The sequence below is a fragment of the Vreelandella arctica genome (assembly GCF_037070215.1).
Lineage (GTDB): Bacteria > Pseudomonadota > Gammaproteobacteria > Pseudomonadales > Halomonadaceae > Vreelandella > Vreelandella arctica.
In genome coordinates this window covers 62,340-75,678 of sequence record NZ_JBANSN010000007.1, presented here as the reverse complement: position 1 = coordinate 75,678, position 13,339 = coordinate 62,340, and the positions used below count along the sequence as shown (strand labels likewise).

At 52.1% G+C, this 13,339-nt stretch carries 17 protein-coding genes; 3 read left to right on the top strand and 14 right to left on the bottom strand.

Annotation, left to right across the window (positions count from 1 at the left end; translation table 11 throughout):
- Positions 1 to 40 precede the first annotated feature (40 nt).
- The 4 genes from V8L70_RS08425 to V8L70_RS08410 all read right to left on the bottom strand — a co-directional run bounded on the left by V8L70_RS08425 (position 41) and on the right by V8L70_RS08410 (position 2,348).
- On the bottom strand, positions 41 to 526 hold the full coding sequence (locus V8L70_RS08425) for a YehS family protein (protein ID WP_101144977.1): 486 nt from the start codon (positions 524 to 526) through the stop codon (positions 41 to 43).
- A 94-nt stretch (positions 527 to 620) separates the two neighbouring features.
- A complete protein-coding gene (locus V8L70_RS08420; RefSeq protein ID WP_101144978.1) occupies positions 621 to 1,043 on the bottom strand; it encodes a Replicative DNA helicase in 423 nt (140 codons plus the stop codon).
- Between the two features lie 168 nt (positions 1,044 to 1,211).
- Entirely contained in the window at positions 1,212 to 1,637 is a 426-nt protein-coding gene (locus tag V8L70_RS08415; protein ID WP_008956380.1) for an N-acetyltransferase, read from the bottom strand.
- Between the two features lie 285 nt (positions 1,638 to 1,922).
- Positions 1,923 to 2,348, bottom strand: a complete 426-nt coding sequence (locus V8L70_RS08410; RefSeq protein WP_101144979.1) for a VOC family protein — start codon at positions 2,346 to 2,348, stop codon at positions 1,923 to 1,925.
- A 109-nt stretch (positions 2,349 to 2,457) separates the two neighbouring features.
- Here V8L70_RS08410 and soxR point away from each other — a divergent pair, with 109 nt between their 5' ends.
- Together soxR and V8L70_RS08400 are read left to right on the top strand one after the other, a co-directional pair.
- Positions 2,458 to 2,922: a redox-sensitive transcriptional activator SoxR gene (gene soxR, locus V8L70_RS08405; protein WP_101144980.1), complete on the top strand. Its 465-nt coding sequence runs from the start codon at positions 2,458 to 2,460 to the stop codon at positions 2,920 to 2,922.
- 163 nt (positions 2,923 to 3,085) lie between these two features.
- Positions 3,086 to 4,270 carry a DEAD/DEAH box helicase gene (locus V8L70_RS08400; protein WP_101144981.1) on the top strand — a complete coding sequence of 395 codons (1,185 nt, stop codon included), beginning with the start codon at positions 3,086 to 3,088 and terminating at the stop codon, positions 4,268 to 4,270.
- Between the two features lie 67 nt (positions 4,271 to 4,337).
- On the opposite strand, the gene rho is transcribed toward V8L70_RS08400, so the two are convergent.
- The 10 genes from rho to cbiE all read right to left on the bottom strand — a co-directional run bounded on the left by rho (position 4,338) and on the right by cbiE (position 12,601).
- Positions 4,338 to 5,294 (bottom strand): transcription termination factor Rho, encoded by a 957-nt coding sequence (gene rho, locus V8L70_RS08395; RefSeq protein ID WP_101144982.1) that lies wholly within the window; start codon positions 5,292 to 5,294, stop codon positions 4,338 to 4,340.
- Between the two features lie 361 nt (positions 5,295 to 5,655).
- Positions 5,656 to 6,252 (bottom strand): AbiU2 domain-containing protein, encoded by a 597-nt coding sequence (locus tag V8L70_RS08390; protein WP_157826445.1) that lies wholly within the window; start codon positions 6,250 to 6,252, stop codon positions 5,656 to 5,658.
- Positions 6,253 to 6,431: 179 nt separating this feature from the next.
- The gene (locus V8L70_RS08385; RefSeq protein ID WP_101144984.1) at positions 6,432 to 6,950 is read right to left on the bottom strand and encodes a hypothetical protein; all 519 of its coding nucleotides are present in this window, start codon (positions 6,948 to 6,950) and stop codon (positions 6,432 to 6,434) included.
- Between the two features lie 105 nt (positions 6,951 to 7,055).
- On the bottom strand, positions 7,056 to 7,601 hold the full coding sequence (locus V8L70_RS08380) for a hypothetical protein (protein ID WP_157826446.1): 546 nt from the start codon (positions 7,599 to 7,601) through the stop codon (positions 7,056 to 7,058).
- Positions 7,602 to 7,688: 87 nt separating this feature from the next.
- Positions 7,689 to 8,339, bottom strand: coding sequence for a hypothetical protein (locus V8L70_RS08375; protein WP_101144986.1), 651 nt, complete (start codon positions 8,337 to 8,339; stop codon positions 7,689 to 7,691).
- A gap of 583 nt (positions 8,340 to 8,922) precedes the next feature.
- Positions 8,923 to 9,363 (bottom strand): YtoQ family protein, encoded by a 441-nt coding sequence (locus V8L70_RS08370; RefSeq protein WP_101144987.1) that lies wholly within the window; start codon positions 9,361 to 9,363, stop codon positions 8,923 to 8,925.
- Between the two features lie 70 nt (positions 9,364 to 9,433).
- Entirely contained in the window at positions 9,434 to 10,198 is a 765-nt protein-coding gene (gene cobF, locus V8L70_RS08365) for a precorrin-6A synthase (deacetylating) (protein ID WP_101144988.1), read from the bottom strand.
- Positions 10,195 to 10,998, bottom strand: a complete 804-nt coding sequence (gene cobM, locus V8L70_RS08360; protein ID WP_101144989.1) for a precorrin-4 C(11)-methyltransferase — start codon at positions 10,996 to 10,998, stop codon at positions 10,195 to 10,197. The genes cobF and cobM overlap by 4 nt, the downstream gene beginning before the upstream one ends.
- Entirely contained in the window at positions 10,998 to 11,381 is a 384-nt protein-coding gene (locus tag V8L70_RS08355; RefSeq protein ID WP_101144990.1) for a cobalamin biosynthesis protein, read from the bottom strand. Before V8L70_RS08355 ends, cobM begins: the two co-directional genes overlap by 1 nt.
- A complete protein-coding gene (cbiE, locus tag V8L70_RS08350; RefSeq protein ID WP_101144991.1) occupies positions 11,378 to 12,601 on the bottom strand; it encodes a precorrin-6y C5,15-methyltransferase (decarboxylating) subunit CbiE in 1,224 nt (407 codons plus the stop codon). Before cbiE ends, V8L70_RS08355 begins: the two co-directional genes overlap by 4 nt.
- Between cbiE and V8L70_RS08345 the strand changes: the two genes are divergently transcribed.
- The gene (locus V8L70_RS08345) at positions 12,600 to 13,337 is read left to right on the top strand and encodes a cobalt-precorrin-6A reductase (RefSeq protein ID WP_101144992.1); all 738 of its coding nucleotides are present in this window, start codon (positions 12,600 to 12,602) and stop codon (positions 13,335 to 13,337) included. The two genes, cbiE and V8L70_RS08345, sit on opposite strands and share 2 nt — an antisense overlap.
- The last annotated feature ends 2 nt before the right edge of the window (positions 13,338 to 13,339 follow it).

Genomic DNA, 13,339 nt, shown 5'->3' with positions numbered 1-13,339 from the left:
ACTAACGGGATGGCGCCGCCAAGCTATGGCCCTTTTCGGTTTAGTCTTCTGAAGTGGAATCGCTTGCGCCCGGGCGAAGTTGGCGCTGAATGCCGAGTAAAAAGTTTCGCAGCACCTGATCTTTGCACTCGCGATAATTCTTATGGCTGGGCTTGCGGAAAAAAGCGCTTAATTCATGATTGCTTATACGGAAGCCTGCCAGCTCAAAAATAGCCAGAATATCGTCAGCCTTCAGATTTAGTGCAATGCGCAGTTTCTGAAACACCATGTTGTTGTTCAACTGCGTCTCTGGCGCGGGCTGCGGGCCTTCGCGCTTGCCACGCTTGAAGCTGATAAAGCCGTTCAGAAACGCCGCCAGCTCTCTATTTTTCATAGTCACAAAGGCGTCGTCTTCATCCTTTTTCAGCCAGGCAGTCACCTGCTCTTGAGCCACGCTGACCTCTGCCAAGGCGAAGATATCCACGATGGTGCTGTCTTTTAAATCAAAGGTGTAACGTATGCGGCGGAAAATATCGTTATTGGTCAAAATAGTGTCCCTAGTCTTAGGCAAACCCAGCACAATCAGGCGTTATGTGCATCTACGTCTATCATCAATACCACTAACATCAGCAGCTTAACAACTAACCTGATGTCAGCTTTCCAAGCAGCTCATCAATTTCGTCTTTAAGCTCGCCATCTTCAATCTTGTTGGCAGTGACTTGGGCCTTTTTAAGATTGTTGATCGCCGCATCAGTTTGACCAAGCTCAACCTGCAGCTTCGCCATGGAGAACGCGATGGATGACATGTGGTCTTTCGAGTTAACTGCAACGGCCTTTTCAAAGGCTTTTTCATAGACTGCAAGCGCCTCATCCAGTTCTTCCGTGAAATCAGCCAACGTTTCCCACTGCTCAGGGTGATCCTTATCGGTGTTTTCGTTCTCGGTGCAGATCGCTTCCAACTGCGCATAAAGCGCGTCAAACGCCTCTCTATCCTCTTTATCAGCAGCCTTCATGAGCTTTTCAGCGAGTTCGTAAACCGCTTTGTATATTTTGGTGTTAATCATGAACGACTACCTTTTCTCTATTAAAAACAGTAACAAGCTAAAAACCTGCTCAAAACAACGTTGTGGAACCGCCAACTCACCGTGGCCGGTGACATTATACCCTTTGAGGATAGCGCTACGGGCGCTCATTTTTTGGTTTTTGTAGCAAGTCCATACCGTTGACCGCTATTAACAGTAATGCTCCATGATGAACTCAGGTTGCCCCGTTTGCTCATCAATCTGCTCACCTAATGAAATAAAGCCATGTTGCTTATAAAAATTGATACTGGGCGCATTCTGACTGTAAACACTGAGCTGCAAACACGACCTTCTGCTCTTGGCATCATCAATTAATGCTGACCCTATCCCTTGGCCCTGAAGGCTGGGTGACACAAAAACCGCTGCCAACGTACTTCCATAGAGGCAGTAAAACCCTGCTATCTGATCATCCGCTTCATAGACAAAGGTCTCCGATGCAGGGATGTATACATCACGCATTTCGCTAACTTTGGACTGCCAATATTCTGACCCAGCAAAGGAGTGAGCTTTAATCGATGCTGAAAGCCAGATATCCAAAATGTACTCAATATCCGCCTTCCGGTATTCACGAATCATCTAGACGTTCCTAATGAGGGTCATCGGCGCCAAAAGCGTTACTGAAAAGCTGCCGAGCCCTGGAATAGGTTTGCACCGGTACCAGATCTAGGCAGCTTCATAAAATAAGGCGGAAATGCTTTGCCTTCCTTAAGGTAAATCTGATTCTTCCAGAAGATGAAGTATCTTCCTTCAATTTCTACCGAAAGCAAAAAGAGATTTTACCAGATTATTCAAAAATATTTTTAGGCGCGGAAAATCTCAATTGTTCACAAGCCAGCACCCTGGAGAGCGCTGACCTGCTTATTACTGGGCATCTTGGTTTAAATTTCGTTCAGCTGGGAGGTCGCTTAGATACTCGACAAACTCCACTTCAAAACCGGCGGGGTCGACAAAATAGACATTTTTGCGAAACGGCTCAGTCGCGCCGGGTTTGGCAATGGGATAACCCGCGTTATTCAACCTAGCCACAACGGCATCCAGGTTATCGGTCACATAGGCAAAATGGGCCAGCCCTACGCTGTGGCCTTTCAGATCGCGGTTCTCCCCTTCACCGTGATCGCTTAACGCCAGGTAATGTTCGTCGTCACCAAAGTGCACCCATTTACGTGGTTTGCCATACCACTCGCCATGGCCTTGATCGCGCACCCGCCAATGTGGGAATACGGCGCGGTAAAAATCCAGCATGGCATCCATATCATCAACGACCAGATTCACGTGTTCTAAGTACATAAGAGTCTCCTTGCGTTAAGTGAAATGGCAGGATAAAACCTCAACTTCACTTGAGGTAAAGCAGTTTTTGCGAAAAAATAGCAAAAAAGATTAAGGCATGGGATAGGTGATGGCAGAAACAATCTGGAGTGTCGGTAAGGTCGCTAAGCGTTGCGGTATTAAGGTCAGTACCCTGCACTTTTACGAGCAACAAGGTTTGATCCAAAGCTGGCGCAATGCGGGCAACCAGCGCCGCTATAAACCGGAAGTACTAAGGCGGATTTCGGTGATCAAAGCCGCACAGAAAGTTGGTGTTAGCCTGGAAGAGATCAAGCGGGCCTTTGAATCACTGCCCAATAACCGCACACCGACGGTGGAAGACTGGCAGCATCTTTCAAAAAACTGGCAGCAAATGCTTGATGGCCGTATAGCTTACCTGCAAAAGCTGCGTGATAACCTGGCAGGCTGTATCGGCTGTGGTTGCCTAAGCATGACCAATTGCCCGCTCTATAACCCGGATGACAAACTGGCTGAGCTCGGTAGCGGGCCAGTGCTTTTAGATCAGGCTGAGCAGCGGGCTGGGTTGGATTGTTAGACCAGTTAACGTACACAAACCGCCTGATGATGGTTGATGTTAGAATTGTGACGCCAAGTATTGGCTTCTAGCGCCTCAATCAGCCTCCGCTTCAGAGGTTTTACCTTATACTGCCTCATCTTTTATTTTCGACACACCTTACGACAATCTGTCAGGGCGCCTTATGCCATTTGCAAAACTAGGATTATCCCCTCCTCTTGTTCAAGCGATTTCCGAACTAGGTTACCAAACGCCAACGCCCATCCAGGAACAAGCGATTCCTGCCATTCTTTCGGGTAAGGACTTAATCGCCACCGCACAAACGGGCACAGGTAAAACCGCTGCCTTTGTTCTTCCTCTGCTAGAGCGATTCAGTAACGCGGGCACGTTACGTGGCAAGCGGATACGTGCGCTGATTCTCGTGCCGACCCGTGAGTTAGCGGTTCAGGTCGAAGCCAATGTGGCTCAATACGCTAAACACACACACTTAACCTCTATGGCGATGTATGGCGGTGTGGATACGGAAGCTCAAAAAGCGCGCCTAATCGAAGGCGTCGATATTCTGGTCGCCACGCCCGGCAGATTGCTTGATTTGGCGCATCAGCGTGCGCTGCATTTTGACGAACTTAAAGTCTTGGTGCTGGACGAAGCGGACCGAATGGTCGACATGGGGTTTGCCGACGATATCCATAAGATCATAGAGCGCCTACCTGCAAACCGTCAGAACCTACTGTTTTCGGCCACCATCACAGACGACGTTCGGGCGCTGGCCTACGATTTTTCAGATCGCCAGATGACCGATCTAGCGGCTGAAATATCCATTTCTCCCAACGTCCGCGCCGCCGCTAATGTCAAACAGTGGCTAATCACCGTCGACAAAGACACTAAGTCCGCCTTGTTGAGCTACTTGATCAACGAGCAACAGTGGGATCAGGCGCTCATTTTTACCGAGAAAAAACACAATGCGGCCAAGCTTGTTGCTCAACTGGAAAAACGCGGCATCACAGCGGACTCCATTCATGGCGATAGAAGCCAAGCAATGCGCGAAAAGATTTTGGCTCAGTTCAAATCTGGCGAGCTAAAGTACTTGGTCGCCACGGGGGTTGCCGCGCGCGGTTTGGATATTGATGAACTGAGTCGTGTGGTGAATTACGATTTACCTTTTCAGCCAGAAGAATACATCCACCGCATTGGCCGAACCGGCCGCGCGGGCGCCTCCGGTGAAGCCATCTCTTTAGTCGACATGAGTGACTTTAAAAATCTTTGCGCTATTGAAAGACGCTTAAAAAGCATTATTGAGCGCAAAGAGATTGCAGGGTTCCCGGTTCGAAAAGCAGTACCTGAATCAAACTTGAATTACAGAAAATAAAGTAATCGTTAAAACTTACCCAAGAAGCTCACCTTTTAAAAGGGTGGGCTTCTTTATTATCGATATTTCACGAATCCGGTAAAAATGCATCTAACAGTTCGGCATTAGTGGGATATTTATCCAATAACGCAAGCAGCCTCTGCGCGCCTTCTACTGGCTTAAGCGCTGTCAAACCTCTACGTAATGTCCTTACCTTTTCAATATCTTTTGCATCAATCAAAAGCTCCTCTCGACGGGTACTGCTTTTAGCAATATCTATCGCCGGAAAAATCCGTTGATTGGCCACATCCCGGGATAACACCAGTTCCATATTGCCCGTGCCCTTGAACTCCTCGAAAATCACCTGATCCATACGGCTTCCCGTATCCACCAGCACGGTGGCCAGAATGGTGAGCGATCCGCCGTTTTCGATCTTTCGCGCAGCGCCAAACAGTTTGCGCGGTATTTCCATCGCTCGGGAATCCAGCCCACCCGACATAGTGCGACCATTGCCTCGCTGCTCGGCATTATGAACGCGCGAGAGTCTGGTAAGAGAATCGATCACAATCATCACATTATGACCTTCACCTGCTTGCTTACGCGCCGTCTCAAGGAGCTTATTAGCCATATGCACATGGTGTGTGTAGCTTTCGTCTGAAGACGATGCATGTACTTCTGCCGACACACTGCGCTTAAAATCGGTCACTTCTTCCGGGCGCTCATCAATCAGCAAAGCATACAGCTTTATGTCAGGATGCGCTTTTGCCACGGCCTGACAGATATTTTTCAACATCGTCGTTTTGCCAGAGCCTGGTGGCGCCACAATCAACCCTCGTTGCCCCATCCCAATGGGCGTAATCAAATCCATCGCTCGCACAGTACGCTCTTGAGAGCCAGGCTCTAAATAAATGCGTGGGGAAGGATGAACAGCGACGCCATTTAAAAACCGTTTTTCGGGATCATTAGGGAATTGATCTTCAACGTCGTCGGCGGGCTTGGCGTCTGTCTGTTTTTTCGTCTTCAGACTTAGTGTTTTTCTCGTCATGATATTGATGGATCGCTTTTAAAAACTTGAATTTGTAGAATAGCTGTATCGTAGGCCAGACGACTGATCGCACTGTTGCGGCATTCGGTATGGAAAACGGATAAGTCTAGCTAGTGCTCAAAGATATTGGATTGGAGCTGTTCTTAGTGGTTAGTAACCACCATAACATTTTGATCGTGTTTGTAGCGCTTGAAGCGCGGTATGCTGGCCGCTTCTCGTCTGCTTTATCGATCTTACCAAAGCTTAGGCGTCAGTGTTGTTATTATTCTACACCCTCAACGCTAAGTTCAGTTGCCGAATACTGGCGCGATATTTTGAGAACAAAAATTCGTGACAGTATGAGGTCAATTGGAACACCTTGTTATGTACGTGCCAGCCGGTTCCAAAATTTTTCAGCACTTGCTCTGGCACTTTTTTCTGATTCGGAGATTGGATAACTAATACGTTGAAGTAACTTGTTTAAGCTAACCAAGATTGCTTTCATGTGTGATAAAAGACTAAATACGTCTTGAATTGTATGCCCATTACCAGCTACATCATAATCACCATCTTTGTGCACAAGCAAGCTATCCCTCAATAACTTAACTCTATCAACTAAGCCAGAGGAAAGTAATGCATTAATACATGTTACACAGACACTAAAGCTTTCATTAAACTCAAGTTTTCGGTCTTCAATGTATTTTTCGTGCCAAACACTACTTTGCCCACTAAGAACAATGGTTTTTGGTGGTTGTACGTATTCCGCTAGCAAGTACTTTGGTTGGAAATTTCTATCAACTAACAAATTTAACAATTGATGTAGGCTAAAATTTGATGATTTATTTGATTTATCAAATAACCAAGCATGAGTTTCAACAATCAAAGAGGTATACATTGTATCTTGTATAACAAGAATACTCCTTTGAACCTGTGGCTCCAAACTTTTAAGAGATTCATGTAAATCAATTGATGTTGACAACAACTATTTTCGTTCGAGCAAATTGAGATAGCCGATCATCGCAGCATTGACTTGCTTTTTAAACTTAGGAAGTTGTTCGTTCCGCATTTTTCCCTCGAAGTACATAACGCCCGCAGCACGCGCGGCTTTGTAGTGGAGGCGAAGCCGAAACGAAAAAGGCGTCGCCGTGACTACGATTGTTAGCTTTGGTTTCCAAGCGCATAAACATCAATGCGTGCTCCTGATATAACAGACTGAGCCAGTTCGCTCGTTTGCGATAGAGCTTCTTTTAAATCGTTGATAGAACCCACAGCGGCTGATATTGCTTGTTCACCCGAATACGAAGAATTTATGGAGAGAAACCGCTCTTCCATCGAATCCATGGAAGCATCAACGACCCTCAACCTTTCATGAATGATATGAAGACAGTCTCTTTCCCAGTCTTTTAAAATCTCCGGTGCCTCGATGATTACTCTTGAATATATCTCCCGTGGGAAATGGGTTGACTGAGTCGGCATGACACGCTCGGCCTTGAAATGGCTCTCAGCTTGACTCAAAACATCCAACTTACTTGGCACCATACGCGTGATTGATTGCAATTCAGCCACAAGTGACTTCCGAAGCCTGAATCTCAATTTAAGCCGTTTCAACCATTGAGCGCTTTCGGCCAAAACAAACCCCAATACAACCCCAAGGAGTGACCATATTGCTTCCGTCATTCGACGACTCTCCGATGAAAGCTAACGTCTAAGCTAAGCGGCGCGGCTTTAGCCGCGTCCGGTGGAGCGCGAAGCGCGGAACGAACTTGAGCGACTTGTTGTACGTCATAGCCTCGCTAGTCTCCGCAGGCCTTCTATTGCTAAACTCGTGAGTAGCGCAAGGGTTAGGTCACCGAATAATAATACAGCAAAGCTGGTAACAAAGTTAAAGACGACGCCTGCGACGACGTAAACCCGCCTAAAAGAAATAAATCGATGCAAGCTATCGTGTGAAACTGCAAAGCGCGATCCACTAGCATCGACTTCATTATCACTCTCGTCTGGTTTGGCTTCCGCCCGTAAGAAGTCGTACTGCTTGTGATACTTGTAATAGAAGATTTGCAGGATTTTTTGACGAAATAAATTGGTGACCAACCCGTAGGGAACTAGATCATTCAGATGCAGCAGATGCCCGGAATTTGCTGCCGTTGGCTCGTTGTAAGCTGCTGTGATGATAAGTTGTTCAATCAGCTCTTCGCCTAAAATCAATTCAATTAACGTCAACCACACCCAGGATAAGAGGCAGATCTCAGACGTGCGTTTGCTCCTACAGAAGACCAAACGGAAGTAGGAACTAGGCTGTCTTGGATCATCGTCTTTGATTCGCTTCATGACTTCACATTGACGTATAACGCCCGTATTTGCGGCTGGTTTGAAGCGCAGCGGAAAACCAGTCCGACAACATGCGCTTGTTAGATTTTAACCCCACGGATCTACCCGAATAAAGAGAAAGCTCAGGCCAGTCTCGACGGCTCGCCATGAGAAATCGTAGGTGCCTTTCAGTGTGATGGGAGGACCATAGGGATTCGAGGTTCTATACAGGAGCTCTGTTCCAGCGCTATAACTTCGTCCCTCTCGGAAATCAAAGTCGCCGGTGTCCGGCGAAAAGTTGTCTTGATTGATGTAGTGAGGATGGTCCGTAGCCACCAATAGATACCCGGCGTTTACAAAACCGCCATAACGCTCCAGGTTATGGAGGTCCTTGAAGACGTCGTATCGATTGTTCGGTTCACGATGATTAGTTTTCTTGAAGTACTTTAGCTCGATCGCGCAAGAATGCTTCTCCGCGTTTTTCACATTCTCCAAAGAGAACCAGATGTCAATTTTCGCTTTTTCGGTTTTACTCTTCACAAACGTTCCGCTGCCCAGCGTGACATTTTTTTCGAGTTCGATAATGAAACGCTCATCTGGTGTCTCTTCGTATAGTTCCCCAAGCGTCTTTAATATCGAGGCAAGTTGTAGCTGCAAAGAAGCTTCGTTAGATACCTCGATGCGCTGCCCAGTGATCTTTCCGCACAGGCGATCGTAGGCTATTTCAACAATCTGCTTGATCCGCTCCTCGTGATTCATGCGATTCGCTTCCAGTGAAATCTAACAGTAATTATGTAGCCCGCCATATAACACTGATGAACGCGCCTACGCGTCTATTGACGTTTTCTGGCGTACCAAAACGACCATATCTCATTGATTTATATAAAATTAGCTTGGCTGCTTGGCAATATATCCAAAATTCGCGTGCCCGCTCGTTATGCTCTGTTCAATCATACTTTATTCATAAATTTGGCTTAGGTCACGCCCCGGCAGGAAAATTTCTAATCGCACCTTAGCACCGGGCATATGCCGGTATACGTCTTTGGTGGGTAATGATGATGTTTAGAGACGGGTTAGACGCTGATCGCCCAATGAATTGGGCTCTTATAACACCCCATGCAGCAGTGGCGAGATGGATGCTGATAGCGCAACAAGTTGTGCTCCTACAAACCCCATACACCGGCCATGAAGGCACGATGGGTTGTCGTTGCCCAATAAAATAGGCCCGCTGCAACCCATTGCAACGGGCCGAGATAAGCGCTGATCGTGTCGCACGTTGCCCTATCCCCTCTCAAGCATGACAGCAATGGTAGTGAGATGGATCAGGCACGTTTTCGATTCTTTACGCTTTCAGAACGTAGCGCAGTGTCTCGACTACCTGATCCGTCGTGGTGCACCAGGCGTTCGCGCCAGCGTCGACTTCTTTCAGCGGGTGGACGATGTCTTCGCTGTGCAGTGTGATGTAGGGCTTGGCGAGGGCGGCGCAGTAGCCTGCATCAAAGGCGGCGTTCCACTGTTTGTACTGGTCGCCGAAACGTACAACGACCAGATCCGCCTGCTCAATCATGGTGCGGGTGCGGATGGCGTTGACCTTGGAGGACTGGTGGTCGCGCCAAAAGCCATTTTCCGGCTTGACCAGGTGGTCGCCGGCGGCGTCAGAGGCGGCGTGGTCGGTGACCGGTGCGGTAAACACGATATCCAGGCCCGCGGCCTCGGCGCCGCGTTGGATTTCTTCGCGCCAATCGGTGTGGATCTCGCCGGATAGGTAAACGTAAAAGCTCATGGCCATTCCTCAAAGGTTAGTTGGTCAGTAGCACTATTTTATGGAAAATCATTCCATATTAATACCGGCGTTATAGCAAGGGCTGCCTAGCCAGCAGATAAATATCCATTATCCAGCCGTGGGTGTCGCGCAACTCCGCCCGGCGCTGGATAATCTGGTCGCCGACGTCGCTTAGCCAGCCTTTGATCAGGCACTGTTTATCCATTCCCAGGTAGGCGCCCCACCAGATGTAGGTATCGTCTTGTGGCAGCTTGGTAAACGCCCCACCACTATCCAGCATCACGGCTACCGTGGCTGCATCGTTTGGCCAGCCGCGCTCGCGCAGGCGGCGGCCGGTGGTGATTTGGATCGGCTCGGCGAGGGCGTTGAGAGGGATTTTGTGTTCGGCGGTGAGCACTTGCAGGCTGGTGATGCCTGGCACTACCTCTACATCAACCTGCTTACTCGCAGCGCTTAGGCGCTGGGTAATGCGCAGGCTGCTGTCGTAAAGCGAGGGGTCGCCCCACACCAGCATCCCTACCCGCCCGCCGTTGGGTTGATGTTCATCGATTAGCTGCGCCCAGACGCCGGCGATGGCAGCGTGCCAGTCGTCCACCGCGCCCAGGTAGTCATTGCGGCCATCACGGCTGGGCAGATCGAACTCGACGATCTGTGTGGTCACCGGTTCTTCCAACAGTCGTTCGCAGAGCAAGCGGCGCAGGTCGATCAAATCCGACTTGACCTCACCTTTACGGGGCAGCAGGATCAGGTCGGCGTTATTGAGGGTGCGCACGGCGGCCAGGGTGACGTGGTCGAGGTTGCCGGTGCCGATGCCTATTAGCGACAGCGTGATCATGACTCGCTCTCTTGGTCTTGGCTTGCCGTGGCAAAAGGCGAATCCGCCGACTGGGGGCGAAAGCGGCGGTCGTAGCCAACGGCATAGAGGCTGCTCTCCTGGAAGTCTTCGCTTTCGAGCACCGGGCCCACCAGAATTAGCGCGGTGCGCTGCATGGTGACGTCGATCAACGCTTCTATACTGGCTAGCCGCCCGCGAACCACACGCTCATCGGGCCAGCTTGCCCGCCACACAATCGCCACCGGGCACTGCTCGCCGTAGTAAGGCGTCAGGCTCTCGACGACCTGGGAAAGATTATGGATGGAGAGGTGAATGGCCAGCGTGGCGCCGGTGCGGGCGAAATTGGCCAGCGTCTCGTCGCTGGGCATAGCGCTGGCACGGCCCGGCGTGCGGGTGAGCACTACCGACTGGGCCACACCGGGTAGCGTCAGCTCCTGGCTCAAAGTTGCCGAAGCAGCCGCAAAGGCTGGTACGCCGGGGGTAATGCTGTAGGGGATATCCATCCCGCGCAGGCGGCGCAGCTGCTCGCCCATGGCCGACCACACCGATAGATCCCCCGAATGCAGCCGGGCGACATCCTGGCCTTCGCCGTGGGCGCGGCTGATCTCCTGCATGATGTCATCCAGCGAGAGCGGCGCGGTATTGATCACCCTTGCTCCTGCCGGGCAGTGTTCGAGGATTTCCTCCGGCACTAGTGAACCCGCGTACAGGCACACCGGGCAGGCGGCGATAAGGTCGCGCCCGCGTAGGGTAAGCAGATCCGGTGCGCCGGGGCCTGCGCCAATGAAGTGTACGGTCATTATCTATTTCCTTCTGCTAACGCCAACGCGGCGGTGGCCTGTCGATCCACTGAGATGATTCTTGGCCCCACTAACTTAGCATTAGGGCCCGCCGCTAACAGCGCTACGGCCTCGGCCACGCTGCCCGTGCCTCGGGCCTGCAAACTTTGTTCTGAATGAGTAAGCGTTGTCACTGTCGGTAGCTCGGCGTCGGCTAGGGCGATGACCTCAATGCCTCGCAGTCGGCCCAGTTCTTCGACTAACGGCAGCATGGAGCAAGCCGCCGCCAGCTTATCGACATCACCGTATTGGTCGATCAGCTGATCCAGCGCCTGGCCGAGGGATTCAATCGTGGCCTCGCGACGAAAGCCAAATCCGGCGACGTGCAACGCCTGCCCCTTCATCGAACGCCCCGCCACTGAACAATCGGGTAGCTGGCCTTCCAGCCTCGCCGGGTGCCGATAGGGGCGGCGTTGGCAAGTTCCAGGCGTATCAGTTCGCCACCGACTTTGTACTGCCAGTGGGCCAGAAGCGCTTCGGATTCCAGGGTGACGGCATTGGCGACGACGCGCACACCCTCGGGCAGGCGCTGCCATAAGTCGTTCAAAAGCGCTTGAGATAACCCGCCGCCGATAAATACCGCATCCGGCAGCGGCGTATCGTTCAGTACGTCCGGCGCGCTGCCCTCTTTTACCTCAAGCCAGTCAACGCCCAGGTTGTCTGCATTGCTGCGCGCTCGCGCTGCCCGTTCTGCGTTTTGCTCGAAGCCTACCGCCTGATTATCCGGATGAGCGAGCAACCACTCAATGGCGATAGAGCCTGAACCGGTGCCGATATCCCACAACCGCTCGCCGGGCATGGGGGCCAGCGCCGCCAGGGTGATGGCGCGAATGGTCTGTTTGGTGATCTGGCCGTCGTGGTCAAAAAAATGATCCGGCAGGCCGGGCGTCAGCGGTAAGGCGGGGCCGCTACCGGCTACTTCCAGCCCTACCGCCACCGGGTGGGCGATGTCCTGGGGCAAGTTGGCGTCGACACGGCTGTGGCGAATTCGCTCGTTATCGCCGCCCAGGGCTTCCAGCACCGTTAGCTGGGAAGCCGCAAAGCCAAACCGGCTGACCAGAGAGGCGAGTTCGGCCACCGCTTCGCCGTCCCTTACCAGTACCAGCAAACGCCTACCGACATGCAGGTAAGGCCGAATGCGGGTCAGTGGTTTGGCGTGCAGGCCCAGGCAGGCGCAGCGCTCTAGCGGCCAGCCTAAGCGTGCAGCCGCCAGGCTGAAGGTGGAAGGTGCTGGCAATGCCAGCCACTCGTCAGCGCCGAGATGCTGCGCCAGGGTGGTACCCGCCCCAAACCAGAATGGGTCGTTTGAGACCAGCATGACCACCCGGAGGCCGCGCTGATCTAATAGCGCGGGAATGCCATCGGCAAAGGGCACCGGCCACTCAATCACCTCGGCATTTAGGGGCGGCAAAAGACGCAGGTGACGGCGCGCGCCGAACACCACCTCGGCACTTTCCAGTGCGGCGCGGCTTGCCGCCGTTAGCGCCTGTGTGCCACCCTCCCCCCAGCCTAAAAGGGTCAGCCAGGGAGCCTGACCCACTGGAGCGTGAGAAATTTCAACCATGATCAAGATCCTAATTCTCGGGGGAACCTCGGAGGCCAGCGCCCTGGCCAGTGCGGTTGCCAAGCGCGGGCTTCCCGCCATTTTCAGCTATGCAGGTCGTGTTGCCACGCCTAAACCCCAGCCGCTGCCGTCCCGCATTGGCGGTTTTGGCGGCGTTAGCGGCCTTGCCGCCTTTGTGGCCCGGGAGCGCATCACCCATATTGTCGATGCCACCCATCCTTTTGCCGCGCAGATGAGCACGAACGTAGTCGCCGCGGCGGCACAGTGCGGCGTAAAGGCCGTCGCTCTTACCCGGCCTGCCTGGCAACTTGTTGAGGGCGACCAGTGGCAAAGCGTGGCAAGTATCGATGAAGCCGTCAGCACCCTGGCGGGCCCGCCCCAGCGAGTGCTGCTCGCCATTGGCCGCATGCACCTTGCGGCCTTTGCCGCCCAGCCCCAGCACCATTACGTGCTGCGTTTGGTTGACCGGCCTAGCAGCCCGTTGCCACTGGCGGATGTCAGCACCGTGATTGATCGAGGCCCGTTTACGCTGGAAGGCGATCTCGCCCTGCTGGAAAATCAGCGCATCCAGCGCATCGTGTGTAAAAATTCCGGCGGCGAAGGGGCCGCGTCCAAACTCACCGCGGCAAGAACCCTCGGCCTGCCCATTGTGATGATCGAACGGCCAGCGCTGCCACCCCGCCACGAACTTCATCGTATTGATGACGTGATTAGCTGGCTTGATAGCCCCTCTTAATA

What these genes read in the sequence shown, in the direction of transcription:
- V8L70_RS08415 (WP_008956380.1), bottom strand. Translation starts at nt 1,637, where the DNA reads ATGATTCGTGAATACCGGAAGGCGGATATTGAGTACATTTTGGATATC.
- V8L70_RS08385 (WP_101144984.1), bottom strand. Translation starts at nt 6,950, where the DNA reads ATGACGGAAGCAATATGGTCACTCCTTGGGGTTGTATTGGGGTTTGTT.
- cobF (WP_101144988.1), bottom strand. Translation starts at nt 10,198, where the DNA reads ATGATCACGCTGTCGCTAATAGGCATCGGCACCGGCAACCTCGACCAC.
- V8L70_RS08375 (WP_101144986.1), bottom strand. Translation starts at nt 8,339, where the DNA reads ATGAATCACGAGGAGCGGATCAAGCAGATTGTTGAAATAGCCTACGAT.
- V8L70_RS08400 (WP_101144981.1), top strand. Translation starts at nt 3,086, where the DNA reads ATGCCATTTGCAAAACTAGGATTATCCCCTCCTCTTGTTCAAGCGATT.
- V8L70_RS08355 (WP_101144990.1), bottom strand. Translation starts at nt 11,381, where the DNA reads ATGAAGGGGCAGGCGTTGCACGTCGCCGGATTTGGCTTTCGTCGCGAG.
- V8L70_RS08410 (WP_101144979.1), bottom strand. Translation starts at nt 2,348, where the DNA reads ATGTACTTAGAACACGTGAATCTGGTCGTTGATGATATGGATGCCATG.
- rho (WP_101144982.1), bottom strand. Translation starts at nt 5,294, where the DNA reads ATGACGAGAAAAACACTAAGTCTGAAGACGAAAAAACAGACAGACGCC.
- V8L70_RS08380 (WP_157826446.1), bottom strand. Translation starts at nt 7,601, where the DNA reads ATGAAGCGAATCAAAGACGATGATCCAAGACAGCCTAGTTCCTACTTC.
- cbiE (WP_101144991.1), bottom strand. Translation starts at nt 12,601, where the DNA reads ATGGTTGAAATTTCTCACGCTCCAGTGGGTCAGGCTCCCTGGCTGACC.
- soxR (WP_101144980.1), top strand. Translation starts at nt 2,458, where the DNA reads ATGGCAGAAACAATCTGGAGTGTCGGTAAGGTCGCTAAGCGTTGCGGT.
- cobM (WP_101144989.1), bottom strand. Translation starts at nt 10,998, where the DNA reads ATGACCGTACACTTCATTGGCGCAGGCCCCGGCGCACCGGATCTGCTT.
- V8L70_RS08345 (WP_101144992.1), top strand. Translation starts at nt 12,600, where the DNA reads ATGATCAAGATCCTAATTCTCGGGGGAACCTCGGAGGCCAGCGCCCTG.
- V8L70_RS08420 (WP_101144978.1), bottom strand. Translation starts at nt 1,043, where the DNA reads ATGATTAACACCAAAATATACAAAGCGGTTTACGAACTCGCTGAAAAG.
- V8L70_RS08370 (WP_101144987.1), bottom strand. Translation starts at nt 9,363, where the DNA reads ATGAGCTTTTACGTTTACCTATCCGGCGAGATCCACACCGATTGGCGC.